Source organism: Shinella sp. SUS2, from assembly GCF_001262505.1.
GTDB lineage: Bacteria > Pseudomonadota > Alphaproteobacteria > Rhizobiales > Rhizobiaceae > Shinella.
In genome coordinates, this window is sequence record NZ_KQ410726.1 from 52,873 (window position 1) to 74,405 (window position 21,533).

Annotated in this window: 25 protein-coding genes; 14 read left to right on the plus strand and 11 right to left on the minus strand. The window is 65.2% G+C overall.

Going from position 1 to position 21,533, the window contains the following annotated elements; translation table 11 throughout:
* Positions 1 to 14: 14 nt before the first annotated feature.
* The 8 genes from AKG11_RS07130 to AKG11_RS07165 all read left to right on the plus strand — a co-directional run bounded on the left by AKG11_RS07130 (position 15) and on the right by AKG11_RS07165 (position 7,312).
* Entirely contained in the window at positions 15 to 998 is a 984-nt protein-coding gene (locus AKG11_RS07130) for a magnesium transporter CorA family protein (RefSeq protein ID WP_050743416.1), read from the plus strand.
* 13 nt (positions 999 to 1,011) lie between these two features.
* Positions 1,012 to 2,913 (plus strand): potassium transporter Kup, encoded by a 1,902-nt coding sequence (locus AKG11_RS07135; RefSeq protein WP_050743417.1) that lies wholly within the window; start codon positions 1,012 to 1,014, stop codon positions 2,911 to 2,913.
* Positions 2,914 to 3,135: 222 nt separating this feature from the next.
* Positions 3,136 to 4,311, plus strand: a complete 1,176-nt coding sequence (locus AKG11_RS07140; protein ID WP_050743578.1) for a cell wall hydrolase — start codon at positions 3,136 to 3,138, stop codon at positions 4,309 to 4,311.
* Between the two features lie 260 nt (positions 4,312 to 4,571).
* Positions 4,572 to 4,967 (plus strand): AtpZ/AtpI family protein, encoded by a 396-nt coding sequence (locus AKG11_RS07145; RefSeq protein WP_023512461.1) that lies wholly within the window; start codon positions 4,572 to 4,574, stop codon positions 4,965 to 4,967.
* A gap of 61 nt (positions 4,968 to 5,028) precedes the next feature.
* Positions 5,029 to 5,781, plus strand: a complete 753-nt coding sequence (locus tag AKG11_RS07150; protein ID WP_024270187.1) for a F0F1 ATP synthase subunit A — start codon at positions 5,029 to 5,031, stop codon at positions 5,779 to 5,781.
* 66 nt (positions 5,782 to 5,847) lie between these two features.
* Entirely contained in the window at positions 5,848 to 6,075 is a 228-nt protein-coding gene (locus AKG11_RS07155) for a F0F1 ATP synthase subunit C (protein ID WP_024270186.1), read from the plus strand.
* A gap of 87 nt (positions 6,076 to 6,162) precedes the next feature.
* Positions 6,163 to 6,816, plus strand: a complete 654-nt coding sequence (locus AKG11_RS07160; RefSeq protein ID WP_023517408.1) for a F0F1 ATP synthase subunit B — start codon at positions 6,163 to 6,165, stop codon at positions 6,814 to 6,816.
* 10 nt (positions 6,817 to 6,826) lie between these two features.
* The gene (locus tag AKG11_RS07165) at positions 6,827 to 7,312 is read left to right on the plus strand and encodes a F0F1 ATP synthase subunit B (protein WP_023517407.1); all 486 of its coding nucleotides are present in this window, start codon (positions 6,827 to 6,829) and stop codon (positions 7,310 to 7,312) included.
* Positions 7,313 to 7,387: 75 nt separating this feature from the next.
* On the opposite strand, the gene AKG11_RS07170 is transcribed toward AKG11_RS07165, so the two are convergent.
* The gene (locus tag AKG11_RS07170; protein ID WP_050743418.1) at positions 7,388 to 8,272 is read right to left on the minus strand and encodes a DMT family transporter; all 885 of its coding nucleotides are present in this window, start codon (positions 8,270 to 8,272) and stop codon (positions 7,388 to 7,390) included.
* A gap of 78 nt (positions 8,273 to 8,350) precedes the next feature.
* Here AKG11_RS07170 and AKG11_RS07175 point away from each other — a divergent pair, with 78 nt between their 5' ends.
* The gene (locus tag AKG11_RS07175; RefSeq protein WP_050743419.1) at positions 8,351 to 9,037 is read left to right on the plus strand and encodes a helix-turn-helix transcriptional regulator; all 687 of its coding nucleotides are present in this window, start codon (positions 8,351 to 8,353) and stop codon (positions 9,035 to 9,037) included.
* A 34-nt stretch (positions 9,038 to 9,071) separates the two neighbouring features.
* On the opposite strand, the gene AKG11_RS07180 is transcribed toward AKG11_RS07175, so the two are convergent.
* The 5 genes from AKG11_RS07180 to AKG11_RS07200 all read right to left on the minus strand — a co-directional run bounded on the left by AKG11_RS07180 (position 9,072) and on the right by AKG11_RS07200 (position 12,550).
* Positions 9,072 to 9,695 carry an ATP-dependent Clp protease proteolytic subunit gene (locus tag AKG11_RS07180; RefSeq protein WP_050743420.1) on the minus strand — a complete coding sequence of 208 codons (624 nt, stop codon included), beginning with the start codon at positions 9,693 to 9,695 and terminating at the stop codon, positions 9,072 to 9,074.
* Positions 9,696 to 9,738: 43 nt separating this feature from the next.
* The gene (locus tag AKG11_RS07185; protein WP_023516711.1) at positions 9,739 to 10,098 is read right to left on the minus strand and encodes an SRPBCC family protein; all 360 of its coding nucleotides are present in this window, start codon (positions 10,096 to 10,098) and stop codon (positions 9,739 to 9,741) included.
* On the minus strand, positions 10,095 to 10,409 hold the full coding sequence (locus tag AKG11_RS07190; RefSeq protein ID WP_023516710.1) for an ArsR/SmtB family transcription factor: 315 nt from the start codon (positions 10,407 to 10,409) through the stop codon (positions 10,095 to 10,097). Before AKG11_RS07190 ends, AKG11_RS07185 begins: the two co-directional genes overlap by 4 nt.
* A gap of 77 nt (positions 10,410 to 10,486) precedes the next feature.
* Positions 10,487 to 11,155, minus strand: a complete 669-nt coding sequence (locus AKG11_RS07195; RefSeq protein ID WP_050743421.1) for a ribonuclease HII — start codon at positions 11,153 to 11,155, stop codon at positions 10,487 to 10,489.
* Between the two features lie 237 nt (positions 11,156 to 11,392).
* Positions 11,393 to 12,550 (minus strand): PA0069 family radical SAM protein, encoded by a 1,158-nt coding sequence (locus AKG11_RS07200; protein WP_037405793.1) that lies wholly within the window; start codon positions 12,548 to 12,550, stop codon positions 11,393 to 11,395.
* A 171-nt stretch (positions 12,551 to 12,721) separates the two neighbouring features.
* Between AKG11_RS07200 and AKG11_RS07205 the strand changes: the two genes are divergently transcribed.
* Positions 12,722 to 13,252, plus strand: coding sequence for a glycosyltransferase family protein (locus tag AKG11_RS07205; RefSeq protein WP_050743422.1), 531 nt, complete (start codon positions 12,722 to 12,724; stop codon positions 13,250 to 13,252).
* A gap of 36 nt (positions 13,253 to 13,288) precedes the next feature.
* Here AKG11_RS07205 and AKG11_RS07210 read toward each other — a convergent pair whose 3' ends face one another.
* From AKG11_RS07210 to AKG11_RS07230, 5 genes are all read right to left on the minus strand, one after another.
* Positions 13,289 to 14,281 (minus strand): calcium-binding protein, encoded by a 993-nt coding sequence (locus tag AKG11_RS07210; RefSeq protein ID WP_050743423.1) that lies wholly within the window; start codon positions 14,279 to 14,281, stop codon positions 13,289 to 13,291.
* A gap of 77 nt (positions 14,282 to 14,358) precedes the next feature.
* Positions 14,359 to 14,907 (minus strand): molybdenum cofactor biosynthesis protein B, encoded by a 549-nt coding sequence (gene moaB, locus AKG11_RS07215; protein ID WP_023515118.1) that lies wholly within the window; start codon positions 14,905 to 14,907, stop codon positions 14,359 to 14,361.
* Positions 14,894 to 15,805: a 4-(cytidine 5'-diphospho)-2-C-methyl-D-erythritol kinase gene (locus AKG11_RS07220; RefSeq protein ID WP_050743424.1), complete on the minus strand. Its 912-nt coding sequence runs from the start codon at positions 15,803 to 15,805 to the stop codon at positions 14,894 to 14,896. Before AKG11_RS07220 ends, moaB begins: the two co-directional genes overlap by 14 nt.
* An 8-nt stretch (positions 15,806 to 15,813) precedes the next feature.
* Complete coding sequence (locus AKG11_RS07225) at positions 15,814 to 17,655, minus strand: tetratricopeptide repeat protein (protein ID WP_023515120.1); 1,842 nt, start codon at positions 17,653 to 17,655, stop codon at positions 15,814 to 15,816.
* 311 nt (positions 17,656 to 17,966) lie between these two features.
* Positions 17,967 to 18,983, minus strand: coding sequence for a polyprenyl synthetase family protein (locus AKG11_RS07230; RefSeq protein WP_023515121.1), 1,017 nt, complete (start codon positions 18,981 to 18,983; stop codon positions 17,967 to 17,969).
* 108 nt (positions 18,984 to 19,091) lie between these two features.
* Between AKG11_RS07230 and AKG11_RS07235 the strand changes: the two genes are divergently transcribed.
* From AKG11_RS07235 to AKG11_RS07250, 4 genes are all read left to right on the plus strand, one after another.
* The gene (locus AKG11_RS07235) at positions 19,092 to 19,313 is read left to right on the plus strand and encodes a putative signal transducing protein (RefSeq protein ID WP_037405787.1); all 222 of its coding nucleotides are present in this window, start codon (positions 19,092 to 19,094) and stop codon (positions 19,311 to 19,313) included.
* The gene (locus AKG11_RS07240) at positions 19,310 to 20,116 is read left to right on the plus strand and encodes a tRNA1(Val) (adenine(37)-N6)-methyltransferase (RefSeq protein WP_050743425.1); all 807 of its coding nucleotides are present in this window, start codon (positions 19,310 to 19,312) and stop codon (positions 20,114 to 20,116) included. The genes AKG11_RS07235 and AKG11_RS07240 overlap by 4 nt, the downstream gene beginning before the upstream one ends.
* A gap of 78 nt (positions 20,117 to 20,194) precedes the next feature.
* Positions 20,195 to 21,070, plus strand: coding sequence for a S49 family peptidase (locus AKG11_RS07245; RefSeq protein WP_023515124.1), 876 nt, complete (start codon positions 20,195 to 20,197; stop codon positions 21,068 to 21,070).
* 27 nt (positions 21,071 to 21,097) lie between these two features.
* Positions 21,098 to 21,289 carry a hypothetical protein gene (locus AKG11_RS07250; protein ID WP_023515125.1) on the plus strand — a complete coding sequence of 64 codons (192 nt, stop codon included), beginning with the start codon at positions 21,098 to 21,100 and terminating at the stop codon, positions 21,287 to 21,289.
* The last annotated feature ends 244 nt before the right edge of the window (positions 21,290 to 21,533 follow it).

Genomic DNA, 21,533 nt, shown 5'->3' on the forward strand with positions numbered 1-21,533 from the left:
GGAGCCACTCGCCGGTGATCACGGTTTTCCGTCCCAACGGCGAGGCGCGCACTCTGCCGGTAGCAACCGATTCTGAGGTCGCCGAAGCGCTTGCCGGCGCCGTCTGGGTCGACCTGCTCGAACCCAGCCGCGACGAGGAGGCGCTGATCGAGCGGATCCTGTCGATCGAGGTGCCGACCCGCGATGAGCTGAAGGACATCGAGCCGTCGAGCCGCCTCTACACGGACGGCAGCGCGGCCTACATGACCGCCTCGCTGATGGTGAAGGCGGAAAGCAGCCTGCCGCACCTCACCGACGTCGCCTTCATCCTCATGCCCGACCGGCTGCTGACGGTGCGCTATGCCGAGCCGCGCTCGTTCTCCCTGTTCAAGAGCGCCATGCACCGCATTCCGGGCGGCTGCAGCTCGCCGACGGTGATGATCACGCGGCTGCTCGAGACCGTCGCGGACCGCACCGCCGAAATTCTCGAAACAGCGGTTGCGCGTGCCGACAAGCTCTCGCTCGAAGTGTTCGGCGACAAGCGGCATCTCAGCCGCCGCCCGCCGCGTTATCTGGAAGACCGTGTCGTGCAGGTCTCCGCGCTCCATCGCCTCGTCGCCAAGACGCGCGACAGCCTGATGTCGCTCTCGCGCGTCCTGACCTTCCTGCACGGCCTGCCGGGGCTGCAGTCCGATCGCGACAGCCTGGAACTCTGCCGCACCGTGACGCGGGACGTGCAGTCGCTGTCCGAGCACGCCAATTTCGTCGCCGGCAACATCACTTTCCTGCTCGATGCTTCGCTCGGCCTCATCAGCCTCGAGCAGAACGCCATCATCAAGATCTTCTCGATCGCTTCCGTGGTGCTGCTGCCGCCGACGCTGATCGCTTCCATCTACGGCATGAATTTCGAGTTCATGCCGGAACTGCGCATCGCTGCCGCCTATCCGCTGACGCTGGCGGCCATGGTCCTGTCGGCAATCGTTCCCTTCTTCTTCTTCCGCTGGAAAGGCTGGCTCTAGGCCTGATCGTCCCATGCAAGCACATGCCGCTAGCGCTCCGCATTCCCGCAGCAGGGCGCGCACGCTGTTTCTCCTCGCCCTTGGTTCCGTCGGTGTCGTCTATGGCGACATCGGCACCAGCCCGCTCTACGCCTTTCGCGAGGCGCTGCGTCCGGTCGCCGATGACGGTCTCGTGCGCGAGGAGGTCGTCGGCCTCATCTCGCTGATGATCTGGACGCTGACGATCATCGTCACATTGAAATACGTGCTCTTCCTGCTGCGTGCCGACAACCATGGCGAGGGCGGCACGCTCTCCCTGCTGGCGCTGCTCACCAAGACGGCGGGTGGCCACGCCACCGTGCTCTTCTTCATGGGCGCTGCCGGTGCTGCGCTCTTCATCGGCGATGCGATGATCACGCCGGCGCTATCCGTCCTGTCGGCCGTCGAGGGCCTGAAGCTGGTGACGCCGACGCTCGGCGACTATGTGGTTCCGATCTCCGTCGTTATCCTCGTCCTGCTCTTTGCCGTACAGTCCTGGGGCACGGCGGCGGTGTCGAAGTTCTTCGGTCCCATCACCGCCCTCTGGTTCATCGTCATGGGCGTCGGCGGCATCAACCATATCAGCGACGACCTCGGCATCCTCGCCGCCTTCAACCCGTATTACGCCGTGCTGTTCATGTATAACGAAGGCTATGTCGGCCTCGTCGTTCTGGGCGCGGTCTTCCTGACGGTGACGGGCGCGGAAGCGCTTTACGCCGATCTCGGCCATTTCGGCCGCCGGCCGATCCAGTGGGCCTGGTTCTGTCTGGTCTTCCCCGCGCTGACGCTGAATTATCTCGGCCAGGGCGCTCTGGTGCTCGCCCATCCCGAGACGATCGCCAATCCGTTCTTCCTGATGTTCCCGAAATGGGCGCTGCTGCCGGTCGTCGTCCTTGCGACCTTCGCGACGATCATCGCCAGCCAGGCCGTCATAACGGGGGCCTTCTCGCTGACGCGCCAGGCGATCCATCTCGGCTTCCTGCCGCGCATGGAGATCTTCCACACATCGGAAACCCAGACCGGCCAGATCTACCTGCCGGGCGTCAATACGGTGCTGCTCTTCGGCGTCATGATGCTGGTCTTCATCTTCGGCTCCTCCGAAGCGCTGGCGACCGCCTATGGCATTTCCGTCACCGGCGCGATGGTGGTGACGACCGTGCTCGCCTTCGAGTTCCTGCGCAAGCGCTGGCGCTGGTCGCTGCTGGCCACCGCCACCGTGCTGTTGCCGCTCTTCCTGCTCGAACTCACCTTCCTCGGCGCCAACCTGCTCAAGGTGCATGACGGCGGTTATGTGCCGGTCATGATCGCCGGCGTCGTCGTCGTCCTGATGTGGACCTGGACACGCGGCACGAAGATCCTGCGCGAAAAGACCCGGCGCATCGAGGTGCCGCTGCCGGCCTTCGTCAAGTCGGTGGAAAAGCAGAGCGCGCATGCCCCGGTGCAGGTCACCGGCACGGCAATCTTCCTCACCAGCGATCCGGATTTCGCCCCTGCCGCGCTCCTGCACAACATCAAGCACAACCATGTCCTGCACGAGCGCAACTTCATCCTGACGATCAAGACCGCCAACACGCCGCGCGTCATTCCGGCAGAGCGATTCTCGGTCGAGAAGGTCTCCGAGCGCTTTTCGCGCATCGAGATGCATTTCGGCTTCATGGAAACGCAGAACGTTTCCCACGCCCTCGGCCTGATGCGCAAGGCGGGGCACAAGTTCGACATCATGTCGACCTCGTTCTATCTCGGCCGCCGCAAGCTGGTGCCCGATGCCGAATCGGGCATGCCCATGTGGCAAGACAGGCTCTTCATCGCGCTCGCCAACATCGCCACCGACCCTTCCGACTACTTCCGCCTGCCGACCAACCGCGTGGTCGAGCTCGGCTCGCATGTGGTGATCTGACGAAAACGTGAAGGGGAGGCGGGCGCCTCCCCGAAAGCCGTTTATCAGCATTAACCAACCATCAAGGTTAATGCTTCATTTTACCCTGACAACGAGCCGCTTCGGGCCCGTGCTTCGGTGCGGCAGGGCTCCCATACAGTCAGTTTCGGGCAGGAGACACGCCACAGACAGGGGCGGCGCGCCTGCGCATGCGTGCGGAGTAAAAAGTTGCGTAAGCGTAGCATTCGTCATGCAGGGGCAGGCCGTTTCCTCGCCTATCTGAAGCGGGAATGGAAAATCCCCCTGGCCGTCGGCCTCGGCCTCGTCGCCACCTTTCCGACGCCCATCGCCCATACGGACCTTGCCACCTACCTCGCCGGCCTCAACCGCAAGGGCGGCAACCAGACCATGGTGCTCCCCCGTTCGCCCGCCGGTTCCGTCCATGAGATCGAGATCGACTTTGCCGACGCCATGACGACGGGCGGTGTCGAAAGCGGTGCCGGCGTCGAGCTTCCGGGCGGCGTGACGGCGGCGCTGCGCAGCGAGCACAAGGGTGCGGGCGGCATTCCCGACGAGGATCGCGTCAACCGCCGCGACAAGAAGGGCCGCATCATCGCCGTCCTGCCTGTCCTGCCGCCGAAGGGGTTCGCCGCCGGCTCCATCCTCGAGCGCACCAGTTTCCTGTTGTCCCCGGCCTTTGACAGCGGCCAGCGCATGGCGTTCGACAAGCCCAGGATCAAGGGCAAGGAAATCGAGATCGCCACCGCCTTCTATAAAAAGGAGCCCGTGCGCAAGGACCCCGGCGTCTCGCCGATGATCGCGAGCCTCGTCACCAACGACAAGGCCGACGTTCTCGCGACTGCCTATGCCCGCGTCGAGCCGGATTATGCCCGGGAATCGCCCTTCGATTCGATTCTCAAGCCGAAGAAGGAGCTTGGCCGCTTCGTGCCCGATATCTCGCCGGACGACCACGCCTGGGCCGCCACCCCGCTGCCGGCGGAAGTCTTCACCGCCAAGGAGCAGAAATGCCTGGCCGAGGGCATCTATTTCGAGGCGCGCGGCGAGGAGCTGAAGGGCCAGGCCGCCGTCGCGCAGGTCATCCTCAACCGCGTGCGCAATCCTGCCTATCCGAACACGATCTGTGGCGTCGTCTACCAGAACGAAAACTGGCGCAACCGCTGCCAGTTCTCCTTCGCCTGCGACCGCATTCCCGACCTGATCCTCTCGCCCTGGCACTGGAAGACCGCCAAGGAGATCGCTATGGCGGTCACCGCGGGAAAGATCTGGTTTGATGACGTGGGCTCTTCCACCCACTACCACGCGACCTATGTGAAGCCGCCGTGGGGCCGCACGATGAAGCGGGTGGCCAAGATCGGCAAGCACATCTTCTACCGCACCTATGGCGGCGGCTGGAGCTGAGGGCGGCGTGTGGTGAGTCCGTGCCACAGCCTTCGCGATTCCCGGGGCGATCGGTCACACCTGATGTGCGATTCCGGCTAATCTATTGATTTTCCTCAAAATATTTGCTGTTGCGCAAAGCTTCGCCATGCCTTGACTATACTGGCACCTAAAACTATGTTGCGGCCGACTTCGAAAGGGGTCGGATATGGCTTGAATCCTAGCCTGCAATATGTCCGCAATGGGGCGAAAGCCCCGCGGAAGGGTATGAGGAACGCGCCATGGCCGACGATCAAAAGACAAGTCTGGAAGACCGGCTGAAGCGCCTGGACGCGGAACTCGCGGAACGGCGCAAGGATGACGGGGCGGAAGCAGCCGCCGAGGCACGGGCATCGGAGAGCCGCAAGGGCTATGCGGTGGCTATGAAGCTCTCGAGCGAGTTCGTCGCTGCCGTCATCGTCGGGGCGCTTCTGGGCTATCTTTTGGACCATTTTGCGGGTACAGGGCCGTGGGGGATGATCGTACTCCTGCTCCTCGGTTTCTGTGCCGGCGTTCTGAACGTCATGCGCGCGGCTGGCATGGTGGCGGCGCCCCATCCGGTCGACAGGCTGGCGGGGCGAGAGCCCGGCAAGGCCGGCAGCGGACGGGACGAGAAAGACACGAAGGACGGCGCCTGACGGCGTTGTCCCATTCACGGGTGACTTCCGCTGCAAGGCGGGCAAGCGAGAGAGATACACGGTGGCAAACGATCCGACCCATCAGTTCCTGGTCAACAAGATTGTTCCGATCGAAATCGGCGGTATCGATTTCTCGTTCACCAACGCTTCGCTGTTCATGGTCGCCACCGTCGCGGCCGCTGTGGGCTTCCTCTATTTCACGACCGGTCAGCGCGGCCTCGTTCCGAGCCGCATGCAGTCCGTCTCGGAAATGTCCTACGAGTTCATCGCCTCGATGCTCCGCGAAGGGGCGGGCAGCCACGGGATGAAGTTCTTCCCGCTGGTCTTCTCGCTTTTCATGTTCGTGCTGACGGCGAACCTGCTCGGCATGGTTCCCTACTTCTTCACGGTCACCAGCCAGATCATCGTCACCTTCGCCCTTGCCATCCTGGTCATCGGCACCGTGGTGGTTTACGGCTTTTACAAGCATGGCTTCGGCTTCCTGAAGCTCTTCGTGCCGTCGGGCGTTCCCGGCGCGCTGCTGCCGCTGGTCGTCTCGATCGAGGTCATCTCGTTCCTCTCGCGTCCGATCAGCCTCTCGATCCGTCTCTTCGCCAACATGCTGGCGGGTCACATCACGCTGAAGGTCTTCGCCGGCTTCGTCACCTCGCTCGGCGCGCTCGGCGCCGTCGGTGTCGCCGGTGCGATCCTGCCTCTTCTCATGACCGTCGCCCTGACCGGTCTCGAATTCCTCGTGTCGTTCCTGCAGGCCTACGTCTTCGCAGTTCTGACATGCATGTACCTCAACGATGCCGTGCATCCGGGTGGTCACTAAGGAAACAGTCGTCGGCGCCTTCGGGCGTCGCTCATAAGCCGCAACAACCCATTCAAGGAGTTCAACATGGAAGCGGAAGCAGCAAAGTTCATCGGCGCAGGTCTTGCCACGTTCGGTCTCGCCGGCACGGCTCTCGGCCTCGGCAACATCTTCGGCAACTACCTGGCCGGCGCTCTTCGCAATCCGTCTGCTGCTGACAGCCAGTTCGGCCGTCTCGTATTCGGCTTCGCCGTTACGGAAGCTCTGGGCATCTTCTCGCTGCTCATCGCTCTCCTCCTCCTCTTCGCCGTCTGATATCGGCCGAGGACTGGACCATGGCCTTCGGGCCGTGGTCCATCGTACGTTCCGTACAAGATCTGAGAGTGCCCCCTGGAGGTGAGCATGTCCGTGACCCCGGCATCGGCCGAGTCCGCCCCTTTCGAAATCGCCCAGGTGGAAACCCCTGCGACGTCGCATGAGACCCCTGCGGATGCGCATGCGGCTCAGCCGGCAGGCGAAGTCAACACCGAAACGGGTGTTGCCCATGGTGAAGAAGCCGGTTCCGGCGTTTTCCCGCCTTTCGACCAGACCACGTTCGCATCGCAGCTCCTGTGGCTGGCGATTACCTTTGGTCTGTTCTACCTTCTCATGTCGAAGGTCGTCATTCCGCGCATCGGCTCGATCCTCGAGACGCGTCATGACCGTATCGCGCAGGATCTCGACGAGGCCTCGCGCCTGAAGGCGGAAGCCGACGCCGCGATTGCTTCCTACGAGCAGGACCTTGCCAGCGCCCGCACCAAGGGCAATGCGATCGCCTCGACCGCCCGCGAAGAAGCCAAGGCCAAGGCCGACGCCGAGCGCGCCAAGATCGAAGCCTCGCTGCAGGAAAAGATTGCCGGTGCCGAGACCCGTATCGCCGAGATCAAGGCCAAGGCCCTCGCCGATGTCGGCTCGATCGCCGAGGACACCACGGCAGCCCTCGTCGAGCAGCTGCTCGGTGCCAAGGCCACCAAAGCCGAGATCGCTTCCGCCGTGAAGACGGCAGCGGGCGAATAAGGAGGACATCATGGCATTCGACGCAACATTTTATGCCTTTGTCGGCCTCCTTCTGTTCCTTGCCCTCATCGCCTACCTCAAGGTTCCCGGCATGATGGCAAAGGGTCTCGACGCCCGCGCCGAGAAGATCCAGAACGAGCTGGCGGAAGCCAAGCGTCTTCGCGAGGAGGCCCAGCACCTGCTCGCCGAATACCAGCGCAAGCGTAAGGATGCCGAGGCGGAAGCCGCAAGCATCGTTGCCGCCGCTGAACGCGAGGCAAGCGCCCTGACGGCCGACGCCAAGCAGAAGACCGAGGAATACGTCGCCCGTCGCACGACGCTGTCCGAGCAGAAGATCCGCCAGGCCGAAGCCGACGCGATCAATGCCGTGCGCGCCGCCGCCGTCGACCTCGCCGTCGCCGCCGCCGAAAAGGTGATCGCTGCCAAGGCTGATGCCACGACCGGCAAGGCGCTCTTCGACAACGCCATCAGCGAAGTCAAGACCCGCCTCAACTGAGGCTGCCGGACGACCAATTTCAAAAAAGGCCGGAGCGATCCGGCCTTTTTCTTTGCCTGAAGACCCCGGCGGATATCATTGCGCCGCTATGACGGCGCGTCTCTGGCGCCACGACTTCGCCAGCACATCCAGCACCACCGCCCCCATGACCAGCCCGCCGCCGATGAAGGTCGCCGGCAGCGGGCGTTCCCCGAAGGCAAGCCACACCCAGAGCGGGGCGAGCGGATTTTCCATGCTGCCGATGAGGGCCGAGCGGGTGGCCGAGATCAACCGCGTTCCGATTGTCATCAGCAAAAGGCCAAGGCCGAACTGTACGGTGCCGAAGAGCACGAGATCCGGCATGTCCGCCAGGGGAACCTGCAACGGCCGGGAGAAGGGTAGGGCGATGGCCGCGCAGAGAAACGCCGAGAGCGCGGCGGCCGGCAGCATGGAGACATGCCGGTTCTGGCGGATGAGCACCATCATCGCCGCATAGGCGAGGGCCTTCACCGTTGCGGAGGCATAACCCACGCGATGGCCGCCGGAGGCGCCCGGATCGACGATGATGACCACGCCGATGAGCGCGACGATGCTGGCGCCCCATGTCGCCCAGTCCTCCCGCTCGCCGGTGGCAAGCAGGGCGAGAATGGCGGTCATGAACGTGATCGCCGCATGGATCGTCATGACATCGGCGACCGGCGCGAGGCGCAGGGCATTGATGAAGCAGATCGTCGCAAGGGTGGAGAGCAGTGTCACCCACAGGCCGGGCAGCCCCATGGCGCGGATGGCGGCCCACCCCTCGTGCCGATGGCGCCAGGCGAGGAAGGCGGCGATGAAGAGCCCGCCGAAAAGGCCGCGCCAGAACAGGATCGTCCAGACGTCGAATGTGATCAGCCGGGTAAAGTAGCCCGACAGGCTGTAGGCCACCGCCGATCCGACGATCAGGACCGTGCCCAGCCAGGTGTTTTGTTCGTCGCGCATAACGCCCTCCCTTGTCTCGGGATGTCTATAGGCCCATGCTGCTGACAGCGTTTTGTCAGTGGTGTTCGGGAGTTTCGCATGCGCCGCGCCGATCGCCTGTTCGACATCATCCAGACGCTGCGCGGCCGCGCCAAGCCGATGACGGCGGCGGCGCTGGCGGAGCGGCTGGAGGTGACGGCCCGCACCATCTATCGCGACATAGCCACCCTTCAGGCCCGGCGCGTGCCGATCGAGGGCGCGCCGGGGCTCGGTTATGTGCTGCGCAAGGGGTTCGACCTGCCACCCCTGATGTTCACGATGGAGGAGGTGGAGGCCATCTCCATCGGCGCGCACCTCGTTCACCGCATTCGGGATCCCAAGTTGCAGGATGCGGCGGAAAGCGTGCTGAGCAAGCTCCAGCACGCCATTCCGGCGGAACTCTGTGCGCAGTTGCAGGCCCCGCGCTTTCTGGTCTCCGAAGGCGACACCGTGCGCCCCGAGGGCATCGCTCTGCTCGACGTGCGCAACGCCATTCGTGCCTGCCGGAAGATCCGCATCACCTATCGCGACGAACAGGATCGCCGCACGCAGCGGACGATCTGGCCGATCGCCACGGTCTATTATGTCGATGTCACGCTGATTGCGGCCTGGTGCGAATTGCGCGGAGACTTCCGGCATTTCCGGGCCGAACGCATCGTCAGGTCCACGGTGCTCGAGGCGACGTTTGCCGTGGACAGCCGTCAGATCATGGCGGAGTGGATGGCAAAACGGGCCATGCCGTCGTGAGACGGGTGGCGCCTATCGATCGCCGAAGCGCCGCTCACGGACCGGCGTGCTGTATCTCAAGAACGTCACGCTCGGTGAGGATGCGGTCGATCAGGCCCCAGTCCTGCGCCTCCTCGGCTGTCATGAACCGGTCGCGATCCATAGCCAGTTCGAATTCCTCGTAGCTGCGCCCGCAATGGCGGGCATAAAGCCGCGTCATGCGCTGCTTGGTCTTCAGGATCTCCTCGGCATGGATGAGCATGTCGGAGGCCTGACCCTGGAATCCGCCGGAGGGCTGGTGGACGAGGATGCTGGCATTGGGCAGGGCGGCCCGCATGCCGGGGGTGCCGGCCATAAGCAGGAACGAGCCCATCGAGCGGGCCGTGCCCATGCAGAGCGTGTGAACGGGCGCGCGGATGTAGCGCATGGTGTCGTACATCGCAAAGCCGCTGGTCACCATGCCGCCGGGCGAATTGATGTAGAGCTGGATCGGTTTCTGCGGGTTCTCGGCCTCCAGGAACAGCAGCTGTGCACAGACGAGTGCGGACACAGTGTCGTTCACCTCGCCGTTGAGGAAGATGATCCTCTCGCGCAGAAGGCGGGAATAGATGTCGAAGGAGCGTTCTCCCCGGCTGGACTGTTCGACGACCATAGGGACGAGTTGCATCGTTTCGCGCATGGGCGAACTCCTGTCTTCCGGATTGTTTCGGGGAGGGGGTAGGTCAGGCGGCGCGCATCAGCGTGCGCCCGTTGTCGTTGCCATTGTCGTTGAGGGGCCGCGGCGCGACGCGCGCGTCCGCAAGGCCGTGGACGATCCGGAGCGTGGTGCCGCCCTGTTCATTCGGGCGTAGCTGGAACGCCACGACGCTTTCGAGATGGGGCGGTTCCCGGTCCCGCATCCTGAAGCGGATTTCCTCGCCGGGCGCCGCCAGGATCGGCTCGGCATCGGTAAGCGCGCCGTCGGGCAGCCACCGCTCGCGGAAGGCCGGAATGCTGATCGCCCGCCACACTTTTTCGGTCGGTGCGTCGAGGTCGTATTCGAGCACGAGATCCGTTGCCTGCCCGGCCTGCCTGTCGCTCATTGGTCCATGTCCTTCAGCAAATCCTTGAGGGCGTCGATCCGTGCCGGCCAGTAGGCCCGGTACCTCGCGAGCCATCCGGCGATGAGCGCAAGCCCGTCCGGATCGACCTCGTAGTTGATGAAACGCCCCTGCCGCTCCTCGCGCACCAGCCCTGCATTGCGCAGCGCCGCCAGATGCTGGGACATGGCGGGTTGGCTGATCTCCATGCCTTCGCGCAGGGCGCTGGCATTCATGGCGCCGTCCGCCAGCTTCTCGAAGATCGTGCGGCGCGTAGGATCGGCAAGGGCCTTGAATATCTCGTTCTCGATCATGAGAATGAGATAAGCATAGACTTATCTGATTTGCAATGGCCCTTCATGCCGGCAGGAGCGGCTGGTTTTCGCCGGGTTCAGTCCTGGCGGAGCGGGCGGAAGCTCATGCGGTGCAGCCGGCAGGGGCCGATCGTGGTGATGGCCTTGCGGTGCACCTCGGTGGCATAGCCGGCATGGATGGCAAAGCCGTAGCCGGGATAGGTGTCCTCGGCGCGTGCCATCATGCGGTCGCGCATCACCTTGGCGATGATGGAGGCGGCGGCGATGGAGAGCGAGCGGGCATCGCCCTTGACGACGGCGCGGCCCTCGCAGGCAAGGCCCGGCGGCACGTCGCGGCCGTCGGCAAGCACGAGTTTCGGCGCAACCTCCAGGCCGGCCACGGCGCGGCGCATGGCGTCGAGGCTCGCCTTGCGGATGTCGCTGGTATCGATGTGGCGCGATGAGCTGGAGGCGACGGAGACGAAGGCTGACTGCAGGATCAGCGTGAAGAGCGCCTCGCGCCTTGCGGCATTGAGCTGCTTGGAATCGTTGAGCCCAGCGGGAATGTTGTCCGGGTCGAGCACCACGGCAGCGGCGACGACGGGGCCTGCCAAAGGCCCGCGGCCGGCCTCGTCCGTGCCGGCCACCGGCCAGATCCCGCGCTTGCGGGCGGCGATCTCCATCTGGAAATCCGGCCCTTCGGGGAGGTCGAAAAGAAGGCGGGAATCGGAGGATGCGGTACGGGACATGCGGCGAACCTCGCACATCCATCCGATTCCCTGCAAGTCCTCCGGCAGGAGGCGGACGCCGGAGGAGCGCCGGTGTGCCCCGGGGAAAGGCAAACCGGAAGAAGAGGCCGGGCGCGGACGCCCGGCGAGATTTCGTTTTGCAGTCCGTCCGCCTCGGGCCGAACCGGATCTCCCCGCGCTGTCAGTCCCTTCGGGAGGGCGGCGCGATTTGCCCTGCCAAACGCTTTGGGGAACGCGGGCGGAAAACTTTCCGCCTCACAGCAGCGAGAGCTGCACGCCGCTGCCCGAGGGCGGCACGAACTGGTCGCAGGCAAGGCTGCGGCGGGTGCGGGTCAACTCCAGCCGCTTGGCCGCCATCTCGAAACGGCGGGCGATCTGCCAGGCATAGGGACCGGCGCCCTTCATGCGCTTGCCGAACTCGGCGTCGTAGTCCTTGCCGCCGCGCATGGAGCGCACCAGCGACATGACATGGCGGTAGCGGTCCGGGTAGTGGCGCAGCAGCCAGTCGCGGAAGAGGGGGCTCACCTCCAGCGGCAGGCGGAGCAGCACATAGCTCGCCTCCAGCGCCCCGGCGGCCTTGCCCGAATCGAGCACGCGCTCGATCTCATGGTCGTTGAGGCCGGGAATGATCGGCGCCATCATGATGGCGACGGGAATACCGGCCTCCGAAAGCGTGCGGATGGCCTCCAGCCGGCGCGGCGGCGTTGCAGCGCGCGGCTCCATGGTGCGGGCGAGCTTGCGGTCGAGCGTGGTGACGGATAGCCCGACCCAGGCAAGGCCGCGTGCCGCCATGCGCGAGAGGATGTCGATGTCGCGCAGCACGAGCGCCGACTTGGTGACGATCGAGACCGGATGATTGGCGGCATCCAGCACTTCGAGGATCTGCCGCATGATGCGCCATTCCTTCTCGATCGGCTGGTACGGATCGGTGTTGGTGCCGATCGCGATGACGCGCGGCTTATAGCCGGGCTTGGAAAGCTCCCGCTCCAGCAGCTTCGGCGCATCCGGCTTGGCAAACAGCCGCGCCTCGAAATCGAGGCCGGCGGACAGACCCATGAAGGCATGGGTCGGCCGTGCGAAGCAGTAGATGCAGCCGTGTTCGCAGCCGCGATAGGGGTTGATCGACCGGTCGAAGGGGATGTCGGGCGATTCGTTGCGTGTGATGATGGTGCGCGGCTTCTCCACCTGCACCTCGGTGCGGAAGGGCGGCAGCTCCTCCAGCGTCTGCCAGCCGTCGTCGAAGGTCTCCCGCGTCATCGGTTCGAAGCGGCCGGTGAAATTGAGACCCGCACCCCGGCCGCGCCGGCGCTCGCTCTCGACGCGCATGCCCGTCTCGGCCATCAGCGCTTCGGCAACGTCTTTCGCATGGCCGGGCGCAAGGGCGCCCTGCCTGAGGCTGGCCAGATCGTTCATGGGTGTCTCCGCCGGGGACAGGCCCCGATTCAATGACTATATTCCTATCGCGCGAATGAGAACAATGCAAGAACAAATTTCAGGGTGCCGCTAACCATGCTGCCTAACCATGCAGGAAACATCACGGAAGCCTGCGGTGGAAATCGATGCTGCAATGCGGTATGGGAGGACATGCTGACCATCATCATGGAATGCCGGGACAATGAGGCCGAGCTTGCGCAGACGCTGTCGGCGCTGGTTTCCGGCGCCGTCGAGGGGGTCGTTCGCGACGTGATCGTGCTCGATCACGGCTCGCGCGACGGTTCCTCTGAGGTGGCGGACGCCGCCGGTTGCCACTTCCTGACAAGCTGGGACATGAAGGATGTGGTGGGCTCCGCCCGTGGCGACTGGCTGCTGCTGCTGGAGCCGGGTGCCCGGCCGATGTCGGGCTGGGTGGACGCCGTCGTCGACCATGTGGCGGTCAACCGCAATCCGGCGCAGTTCCTGGGCTCGCGCAGCCATCGCCGGCCGTTCTTCCAGCGCCTTGCGCGCCGCCGCGCGCCGCTGGAGCAGGGGTATCTCGTCAGCAAGCGCCAGGCCTCGGCCGCCGTGCGCACCGGCATGACGCTCGCCGACATCGCCACGGGCGCCGGCGTTCGCCGCCTCGCCGTGGAACTGGTGCCGGCCTGGGTCGCAAAGGCCATGCGGGCGGAGATCGGTTGAGCAACCCCGGCTGACGGCGGCCGTGCCGTGCCTTTCTCAGAGCAGGAAATCACCGCGGAAGACGCTGCCGACGCCGGAAAGCTCGATTTCGAAATCGGCCTCGCCGTCGCCATTGGTGTCGCCGGCAACGATCCCGCCGGAAAAGCGCAGCTCTCCGGCCGTTCCGGAAAAGCTGTTCCCCCCGATGAAATCGAAGGCCTGGTTGCCGCCGCGGCCGGCATCGGCATCGATGTCGCGCAGGTCGATGCGGTCGCCTTCGCCGCTGTTGAAATCGAGGATGACGTCGCGTCGCGCGCCGGACGCCGTATCGAGCACGCCGTTGAAGTCGAACCGGTCGGCACCGCTGTCGCCTTGCAGCAGGTCCCGGCCGCGGCCGCCGACGAGCACGTCGTTGCCGCCGCGCCCGGCAATCTCGTCGTCGCCACCAAGGCCCCTCAGGACGTTTCCGACGCTGGAGCCGGCGATGGCGTCGGCGACGCCCGTGCCGGCGGCATTCTCGATGCTGATGAGGCGTTCGAAGCGATTGGCGACAGTCTGCGCCAGGCCTGCGCCGAGATCGATGGCGACGCCGGAACCGCCGAGCACGGTGTCGTCGTCGCGCGCGATGTAGCTGATCGAATCGGTGCCCGAGCCGCCGTGGAAGGTGTTCTGCTGGCCGACGGAGAAGAAACTGTCCTTGCCGCTCTCGCCGAAATAGCTGCTCTTGAAGGTGCTGACGACGATCTTGTCGTTGCCGGAGCCCCCCTTGACGATATCGGCACGCTCGTTGACGAAGGAGCCGAAGCCGGTGCCCACATAGGTGTCGTTGCCGGCGCCGAGCAGGATGACGTTGCCGTCTTCCTTCATGTTGACGACGCTGTCGTTGCCCTTGCCGGCATCGACCTGGTTGCGGCCGCCGAAATCGTCGGTGCGGTTGAGGATGATGGTGTCCGCGCCGCCGCGGGCGAAGATCGTCAGTTCGGTGTTGTTGATGTTGCCGCCCTGGACGATGCGGTCTGCGCCGTTGGTTCCGGTGATCGTGCGTGCCATTTGTCTCTCCTCAGCTCCGTGATGCCGGGAAAGTCATAGGGGTGCGGCGGGAGGCGCGCAGTCCCCCGGGGAACAGGTCAGCCGGCCGTGCGCTTCAGGTGCTCGTCGAGCCGCGGCATGATTTCCACGAAGTTGCAGGGCATGTGGCGATAGTCGAGCTGCGCCTTCAGGATGCCGTCCCAGGCGTCCTTGCAGGCGCCGGGCGAGCCCGGCAGCGCGAAGATGAAGGTGGCGTTGAGAACGCCGCCGGTCGCGCGCGACTGGATCGTCGAGGTGCCGATCTTGTCGTAGGAGATACGGTGGAAGACTTCTGAAAATCCGTCCATGCGCTTTTCGAACAACGGTTCCAGTGCCTCCGGCGTCACGTCGCGGCCGGTAAAGCCCGTGCCGCCCGTGGTGATGACCACGTCCACCGCGTCGTCGCGCGTCCAGGCTTCCACCTTGGCGCGGATCGCGGCCACGTCGTCCGTCACGATGGCGCGGTCGGCAAGGCGGTGCCCGGCCTCGGTGATGCGTGCGACCAGCGTGTCGCCGGAACGGTCCGTGTCGAGCGTGCGCGTGTCGGAGACGGTGAGCACGGCGATGCCGACGGGAATGAAGGGTCTCGTCTCGTCAACATGCGCCATCGTCGGCTCCTTTGCCTTTCGCTTCAAGCGTGCGCGTGGCGGTGAAAAACCAGTGCGGATGCCGGCGCGCGAGTGCCGCTGCCGCGCCTCTTGCGGCCGCGTCCGTATCGTATAGCGCAAAGCAGGTCGCGCCGGAACCGGACATGCGCACCAGGCCGGGACCTGTTGTCGCAAGGCTTTCGGAGAGCGCGACGATCTCCGGGCAGAGCGTGCGGGCAGGGGGCTCCAGGTCGTTGCGCAGGCCCGCAAGCGCCTCCGCCCAGCCAGCGGCGCCCGCAAGGGCAAGCGGCGGGTTGTTCCGCGAGGCGAGTGCCTTGAAGACGGCAGGCGTCGAAACGCCGACGAGCGGATTGGCCAGCACCATGGGAAGGGCCGGCAGGGCGACGGGGGTGATTGCCTCGCCGATGCCGCGCGCGAGCAGCGGACGGCTGGCAAGGCACATCGGCACGTCGGCGCCAAGGCCGAGGGCAAGCGCCTCCAGCGTGTCGCCAGGCAGAACCGCCCGCCACAGCGAGAGGAGGCCGCGCAGCGTCGCGGCCGCGTCCGCCGAGCCGCCGCCGATGCCCGACGCGATGGGCAGGTTCTTCTCGAGATGAATGTGCACGGGCGGGGTCGCCTGGCCTATCGGGGCGAGCGCCGCGCGCAGCCGGTCGCGGGCGCGGGTCACGAGGTTGTCGGCGTCGGCCGAAAGCGCTTCGCCAAAACGGCCGGACAGGGTGAAGCGGTCCTCGGCGGCCGGCGCAAGGCCGATGCGGTCGCCGAAGGCGGTGAAGGTCACGAGACTGTCGAGGAGGTGGTAGCCATCCTCGCGCCGGCCGGTGACGGCAAGCGCGAGGTTGATCTTGGCCGGGGCCGGCTCGACCACCGCAAACCCCGACAAGGCGTCGGCGTCAGCCATAGGGCGCGTCAGGACTTGCGGTCGGCCGCCGTGCCCTCGGGCGAGGGGTTCTGCACCGGCTTTTCGTCCTTGGCTTCGGCGGAGGCCGGCTCGGTCTTCTTCAGCTCCGGCAGGCCGTTCTCGATCTTCAGCTTGATCTTCGGGATTTCCGCCTCTTCCGGCTTCAGGCCGAGTGCGCGGTTCCACTGGAAGGTGGCTTCCAGCTTGCGGCCGACGCGCCAGTAGGCGTCACCCAGATGGTCGTTGATCGTCGGGTCGCCGGCCTTCAGTTCCGCCGCCCGCTCCAGCTCCGCCACGGCGTCGGAGAAGCGGTCGAGGCGGTAGTAGGCCCAGCCGAGCGAATCGACGATATAGCCGTCATCCGGCTTGATGCTGACGGCCCGGCGGATCATGTCCAAGCCTTCGTCGAGGTTCATGTTCATGTCGACCCAGGAATAGCCGAGATAGTTCAGCACCTGCGGCTGCTCCGGGTTCAGCTCCAGCGCCTTGCGGAAGCTCGGCTCGGCCTTCTCCCATTCCTTCAGGCGCTCATAGGCGATGCCGCGCTGGAAGAAGATGCTCCAGTGGTTGCGCGTCGGAACGGGGCCGATGGCGGCGACAGCGCGATCGTAAAGCGCGGCCATGTCCTTGTAGTCCTTGGCATCCGACAGCACGCTGCCGAGCGCGAGGTAGGAACGAAGGTCCGACGGATCGGCCTCGATCAGTGCCTGAAGGTGCTTCTTCGCCTCGGGAACCTTGCCGGTATCGGCGAGGTTGAGGCCGAGCTGCAGCTCGGAAATGCGCCGCATCGGCGATTTTTCCGGCACGGCGCGGTAATATTCGATCGCCCGCTCCGGCTTCTTCTGGTTCTCGGCCAGCCCGCCGAGCAGCACCAGCATGTCGTCGCTGTCGGGGTCGAGCGCGCGGGCGGCCTGGAGATAGAGCGAGACGATGTCTTCCGCGCCGTCGCGGTTGAGCGCGCCGCCGATAGAGAAGAGCACGGCGGCAGCGCCCTGTGCAGCGTTGCGGACCTGCTGCTCCTGCTTTTCGCCGGCTTCGATGCTCTGGCGCAGCGCCTTCAGCGGCGCATAGCTGGTGATGAAGTTGTCGCCGACCGAGATGGCATCGAGCGCCTTCTGCTTGTTGCCCTCATGAGCCTCGAGACGGGCAAGCGCCATCACGGCGCGGATGAAGGTGTCCGGCGCGGCGCTGGCGCCGTTGCGGTCGAGAATGGCGTCGTTGAGGCGCGCACGCGCCGTCGCCTTGTCGCCGGCCGCGGCGGCCAGCGCCCCGGCATGGTAGTTCTTGAAGATGGCCAGCCAGTCCGGTCCCTCCATGCCGCCGATCAGCTTGATTGCTTCCTTCGACTTGCCGTCGCCGAACTTGGCCCAGGCGAGCAGGAGGTCGTTCATCATGCGGTCGAGGTCGTTCGGTCCCTTGTAGACGAGGATTTTTTCGGCGCTCTTGTATTCGCGCTTGCGAATCGCCTCCATGCCGCGCACCACGGCGGTGATGCGCTCGACGGCCGGGTCGTTGCGCAGCGCGTCGGCCAGCTTGACGCCCTCTTCGAACTCGCCGTTCATCAGCTGCGTCACCATCAGGCGCTGCTTGACGTCCTTGTTGGTGGGGTCGAACTGCAGGGCGATCTTGTAGAGCGCGACGGCGGTTTCGTATTCCTTGTCATAGTCGGCCGTGCGGGCGGCAAGGAAGGCGCCGGAGAACGTATTGACGCTCAAGGGGTCGAACGGCGTTTCCTCTGCGGCCGCGGCTGCGGGCTTTTCCTCCGCGTATGCCGCCAGAGGACCGGTGAACGCTATGCTGGCCGCAAGCGCCACGCCGGAGAAAAGCCGAAGGAAAAGGGAATGCCGCATCAAAATGCCTTTCGCCAGAATCTATGGAGTCCGCCCCGTGCGGCATCCTCGCAAGGACGCCGCAACCCTCATATAGGACCTGCCGCGGCAAATTCAGCCACGATGGCGCCCAAATCAGTCACGGACTCATGACGGTAGAGAATGGCTTTTTTGGCGCGGTGCGGCAAGAAAATCCTGCTGGATCGTTTTCGTCTTGCGCGAGATGGAACGGCGCGCTTCGAGCACCGACGTTGCCGCTATGAAAGCGTCACAAGAGGGCGGCCGTTCCGCCACGGCCGCCTCTGATGGCAACAGGCCTGGGTGGCCGCCGATCAGCTCACGCGGGCGATGGAGAAGTCGATGACTTCGAGCAGGGCGTTCTTCCACGGCGAGGCCGGCAGAGGCGCCAGCGCATCGCGGGCGATCATGCCGTAGTGCTGCGCACGGGCGATGGTGTCCGTCAGCCCGCCATAACGGGTGATGAGGCCGAAGGCGCGCTCGAGGTTCGCCTCGTCGCTCTTTCCGCCCTCGATGGCCTCGCGCCAGAAGGCGCGGTCTTCCGCCGTGCCACGCCGCCAGGCGAGGATGACCGGCAGGGTGATCTTGCCCTCGCGGAAATCGTCGCCGGTGTTCTTGCCAAGATCGGCCGCCTTGCCGCCGTAGTCGAGCGCATCGTCGACGAGCTGGAAGGCGAGGCCGAGATTCATGCCGTAGGATTTCAGCGCATTGCGCTCGGCCCGGCTGGTATTGGCGATGATGGGGCCCACTTCCGCGGCCGCGGCGAAGAGCGCCGCCGTCTTGGCGCGGATGACCTGGAGGTAGTCGTCCTCGGTCGTCTCCATGTTCTTGGCGACGGAGAGCTGCAGCACCTCGCCTTCCGCAATCACGGTGGCGGCTGTGGAGAGCACATCAAGCGCCTCCAGCGACCCCACTTCCACCATCATCTTGAAGGCCTGGCCGAGCAGGAAGTCGCCGACGAGCACGCTCGCCTGGTTGCCCCAGATCATGCGAGCGGTGGATTTGCCGCGGCGCATGTCGCTCTCGTCCACCACGTCGTCATGCAGCAGCGTCGCCGTGTGCATGAACTCGACGCTGGTCGCGAGCTTGATATGCTGGTCGCCGTCGTAGCCGAACATTGCGGCGGAGGCGAGGGTCAGCATCGGGCGCAGACGCTTGCCGCCGGACGAAATCAGGTGATTGGCGACCTCCGGGATCATCGCGACGTCGGAGCCGGCTTTCGACAGGATGAGCTGGTTCACCCGCTCCATGTCGGCCTTTGTCAGATCGACGAGCGGCTTCACCGATGCCTGTTTGTTTTTGCCTTCTTCAAGCGGTATCACGACGCCCAAATGCCCGGACTCCTGTTCATTTTTGTTGAAAGACAATAGAAAGCGGGGCTTCCTGCGGCAAGAGGCGAATTGTCCCGCCTCCCCAATTATGGCTGGAAAACGACCGGAATGATCGAATTGATCCGCACCAACGACGCCGTCCTGCTCTCCTTTGCGGAAAGCCTGATGAAGGAGGCCGGAATCCATTGCCTGATCGCCGATCAGGCGATGAGCATCCTCGAAGGTTCGCTCGGGATGTTGCCGCGCCGCTTCCTGGTTGAAAGCGACCGGGAGGACGAGGCCCGGCAGATCCTGACGGATGCGGGTCTGGTGGCGGAGCTGCGGGCGTGAGCGAAGCCGACCCGGCGCCGGAAAAACCGGCCACCGAGACCATCGACGCCTTCCATCGCGGCCGCTTCCACGTCGTCCAGCCGAAGGGCATAGGCCATCGTTCCGGCATGGATGCCATGCTGCTCGCCGCGCTGGTGGACGACGAGGGGCCGACGCGCGTCGCCGATCTCGGTGCGGGGGCGGGGGCTGCCGGCCTTGCCGTTGCCGCCTGCAACGAAAAGGCGGAGGTGCTGCTTGTCGAGCGCTCGCCGCTGATGGCAGGTTTTGCCCGCAAGTCGATAGCGCTTGCGGCAAACGCCGCGTTTTCCGCCCGTGTCGGCGTGCTGGAGGCCGATGTCGGGCTCGCGGGCACGGCGCGTGTCGCGGCGGGCCTTGCCGACGAGGCCTTCGATCAGGTCATCATGAACCCGCCCTTCAACGACCGCATCGGCAGCCGCACGCCGGATGCGCTGAAGGCCGAGGCCCATGCCATGGAGCAGAACCTCTTCGAACGCTGGATCCGGACGGCGGGCGCGATCCTGAAGCCGGGCGGCCAGCTTTCCCTCATCGCCCGGCCGGAATCGATCGCCGATATTGTCGCCGCTTGTGGCCGTCGCTTCGGCGGCATCGAGATCACGGCGCTCCATCCCCGCCCCGGCGAGCCGGCCCTGCGCATCCTCGTCACCGCCATCAAGGGCTCGCGCGCCAGACTGACGCTGCGCATGCCGTTCGTCATGCACGAGCCCGGCCGGCACGCCTTCACCCCCTTCGTCGACGATCTCAACAACGGTCGAACAAGCTATCCACGCCTGTCGAAGCCCTGAATATTCCGTGATTGTCTTGCGTTTTCGCTCGTCGTGCATACATCAGCCGGGCAAACGAACAGGAGACAGGATCGCGCGATGGCCGGATTTTTGAAGACGCTGGTGCCGAAGAGGTTCCGCAAGGAGGGTGTCGCGATCCCGGTCGTCCGGTTGCACGGGGCGATCATGGCGTCGGGCAGCCAGTTCCGGCCGCCGCTCAATCTGGCCACCGCCGCGCCGGCGCTCGAAAAGGCCTTCGCCTACAAGGACGCACCCGCTGTCGCGATCTCCATCAATTCGCCGGGCGGTTCGCCCGTGCAGTCGCGACTGATCTTCCAGCGCATCCGCGAGCTCGCGGCGGAGAAGAACAAGCGTGTGCTCGTCTTCGTCGAGGACGTGGCGGCCTCCGGCGGCTACATGATCGCGCTCGCTGGCGACGAGATCTATGCCGACCCGACCTCCATCGTTGGTTCGATCGGCGTCGTCTCGGGTGGTTTCGGCTTTCCGGAAATGCTGAAGAAGATCGGCGTCGAGCGCCGCGTCTATACGGCCGGCACGAACAAGGCGATCCTCGATCCGTTCCAGCCCGAGCGTGAAAACGAGATCGAATACCTCAAATCCCTGCAGCTCGAGATCCATCAGGTGTTCATCGACATGGTGAAGGAGCGCCGCGGTGCGAAACTCGCCGACGATCCCGATCTCTTCTCCGGCCTGTTCTGGACTGGCGGGCGCGGCGTGACGCTCGGCCTCGTCGACGGCCTTGCCGACATGCGTTCGGAATTGAAGAAGCGGTATGGCGACAAGACGCGGCTGGAGCTGGTCTCCGCGCCCAAGGGGCTGTTTGGTCGCAAGGCGCCGGGCATCGGGGGGCTTTCATCGGATGTGGCGGAGCGTATAGGCTCTGCGGGCGTGGCCGCCGTGGCGGGCCTCGCGGAAGAAAAGGCGCTGTGGGGCCGCTTCGGCCTTTCCGGATAAGGCGCCGGGAAAACGAGGGGAGGGGCGATGGCCCAGATCATCTTTCTGCTGCTGGTCGTCGGCCTTGCCTGGTTCGGCTATCGCAAGTTCGTGGCCGATGCCGAGCGCCTCAGCAAGGCACGCAAGCGTTCCGAGGAGGAGCGCCGCACCGGCGCCAACGGCACGCTCGTCAAGGATCCGGAAACCGGCGAATACCGCCTGCGCCGTGACGACGACTAGGGCTGTGTCAGCCCGGCTTCCAAGCATTTTACACCTTCGGTTCGCGGGCACGTTGAAAAAACCGGTCGCCGCGATACGACTGTGTGCCAGCGCGGGACTGGAGCAGAAGGCCTGCCGTGCGGCTCCGGCACATTAACCACGCTCCGTAAGGTTAACGCGGGATTTATGCTTTTGCGTCTGCCGGCCGGCGTTGCCCCCGCGCGCAGGAAGGCCGATCTAGCGGTCAGGGCCGCCATGAGGGAGG

Coding starts and splice junctions, on each gene's coding strand:
- AKG11_RS07175 (WP_050743419.1), top strand. CDS start 8,351: ATGCGCCGCGCCGATCGCCTGTTCGACATCATCCAGACGCTGCGCGGC.
- AKG11_RS07220 (WP_050743424.1), bottom strand. CDS start 15,805: ATGGCTGACGCCGACGCCTTGTCGGGGTTTGCGGTGGTCGAGCCGGCC.
- AKG11_RS07165 (WP_023517407.1), top strand. CDS start 6,827: ATGGCATTCGACGCAACATTTTATGCCTTTGTCGGCCTCCTTCTGTTC.
- AKG11_RS07160 (WP_023517408.1), top strand. CDS start 6,163: ATGTCCGTGACCCCGGCATCGGCCGAGTCCGCCCCTTTCGAAATCGCC.
- AKG11_RS07250 (WP_023515125.1), top strand. CDS start 21,098: ATGGCCCAGATCATCTTTCTGCTGCTGGTCGTCGGCCTTGCCTGGTTC.
- AKG11_RS07245 (WP_023515124.1), top strand. CDS start 20,195: ATGGCCGGATTTTTGAAGACGCTGGTGCCGAAGAGGTTCCGCAAGGAG.
- moaB (WP_023515118.1), bottom strand. CDS start 14,907: ATGGCGCATGTTGACGAGACGAGACCCTTCATTCCCGTCGGCATCGCC.
- AKG11_RS07180 (WP_050743420.1), bottom strand. CDS start 9,695: ATGCGCGAAACGATGCAACTCGTCCCTATGGTCGTCGAACAGTCCAGC.
- AKG11_RS07200 (WP_037405793.1), bottom strand. CDS start 12,550: ATGAACGATCTGGCCAGCCTCAGGCAGGGCGCCCTTGCGCCCGGCCAT.
- AKG11_RS07190 (WP_023516710.1), bottom strand. CDS start 10,409: ATGATCGAGAACGAGATATTCAAGGCCCTTGCCGATCCTACGCGCCGC.
- AKG11_RS07235 (WP_037405787.1), top strand. CDS start 19,092: ATGATCGAATTGATCCGCACCAACGACGCCGTCCTGCTCTCCTTTGCG.
- AKG11_RS07205 (WP_050743422.1), top strand. CDS start 12,722: ATGCTGACCATCATCATGGAATGCCGGGACAATGAGGCCGAGCTTGCG.
- AKG11_RS07195 (WP_050743421.1), bottom strand. CDS start 11,155: ATGTGCGAGGTTCGCCGCATGTCCCGTACCGCATCCTCCGATTCCCGC.
- AKG11_RS07210 (WP_050743423.1), bottom strand. CDS start 14,281: ATGGCACGCACGATCACCGGAACCAACGGCGCAGACCGCATCGTCCAG.
- AKG11_RS07185 (WP_023516711.1), bottom strand. CDS start 10,098: ATGAGCGACAGGCAGGCCGGGCAGGCAACGGATCTCGTGCTCGAATAC.
- AKG11_RS07170 (WP_050743418.1), bottom strand. CDS start 8,272: ATGCGCGACGAACAAAACACCTGGCTGGGCACGGTCCTGATCGTCGGA.
- AKG11_RS07135 (WP_050743417.1), top strand. CDS start 1,012: ATGCAAGCACATGCCGCTAGCGCTCCGCATTCCCGCAGCAGGGCGCGC.
- AKG11_RS07145 (WP_023512461.1), top strand. CDS start 4,572: ATGGCCGACGATCAAAAGACAAGTCTGGAAGACCGGCTGAAGCGCCTG.
- AKG11_RS07225 (WP_023515120.1), bottom strand. CDS start 17,655: ATGCGGCATTCCCTTTTCCTTCGGCTTTTCTCCGGCGTGGCGCTTGCG.
- AKG11_RS07155 (WP_024270186.1), top strand. CDS start 5,848: ATGGAAGCGGAAGCAGCAAAGTTCATCGGCGCAGGTCTTGCCACGTTC.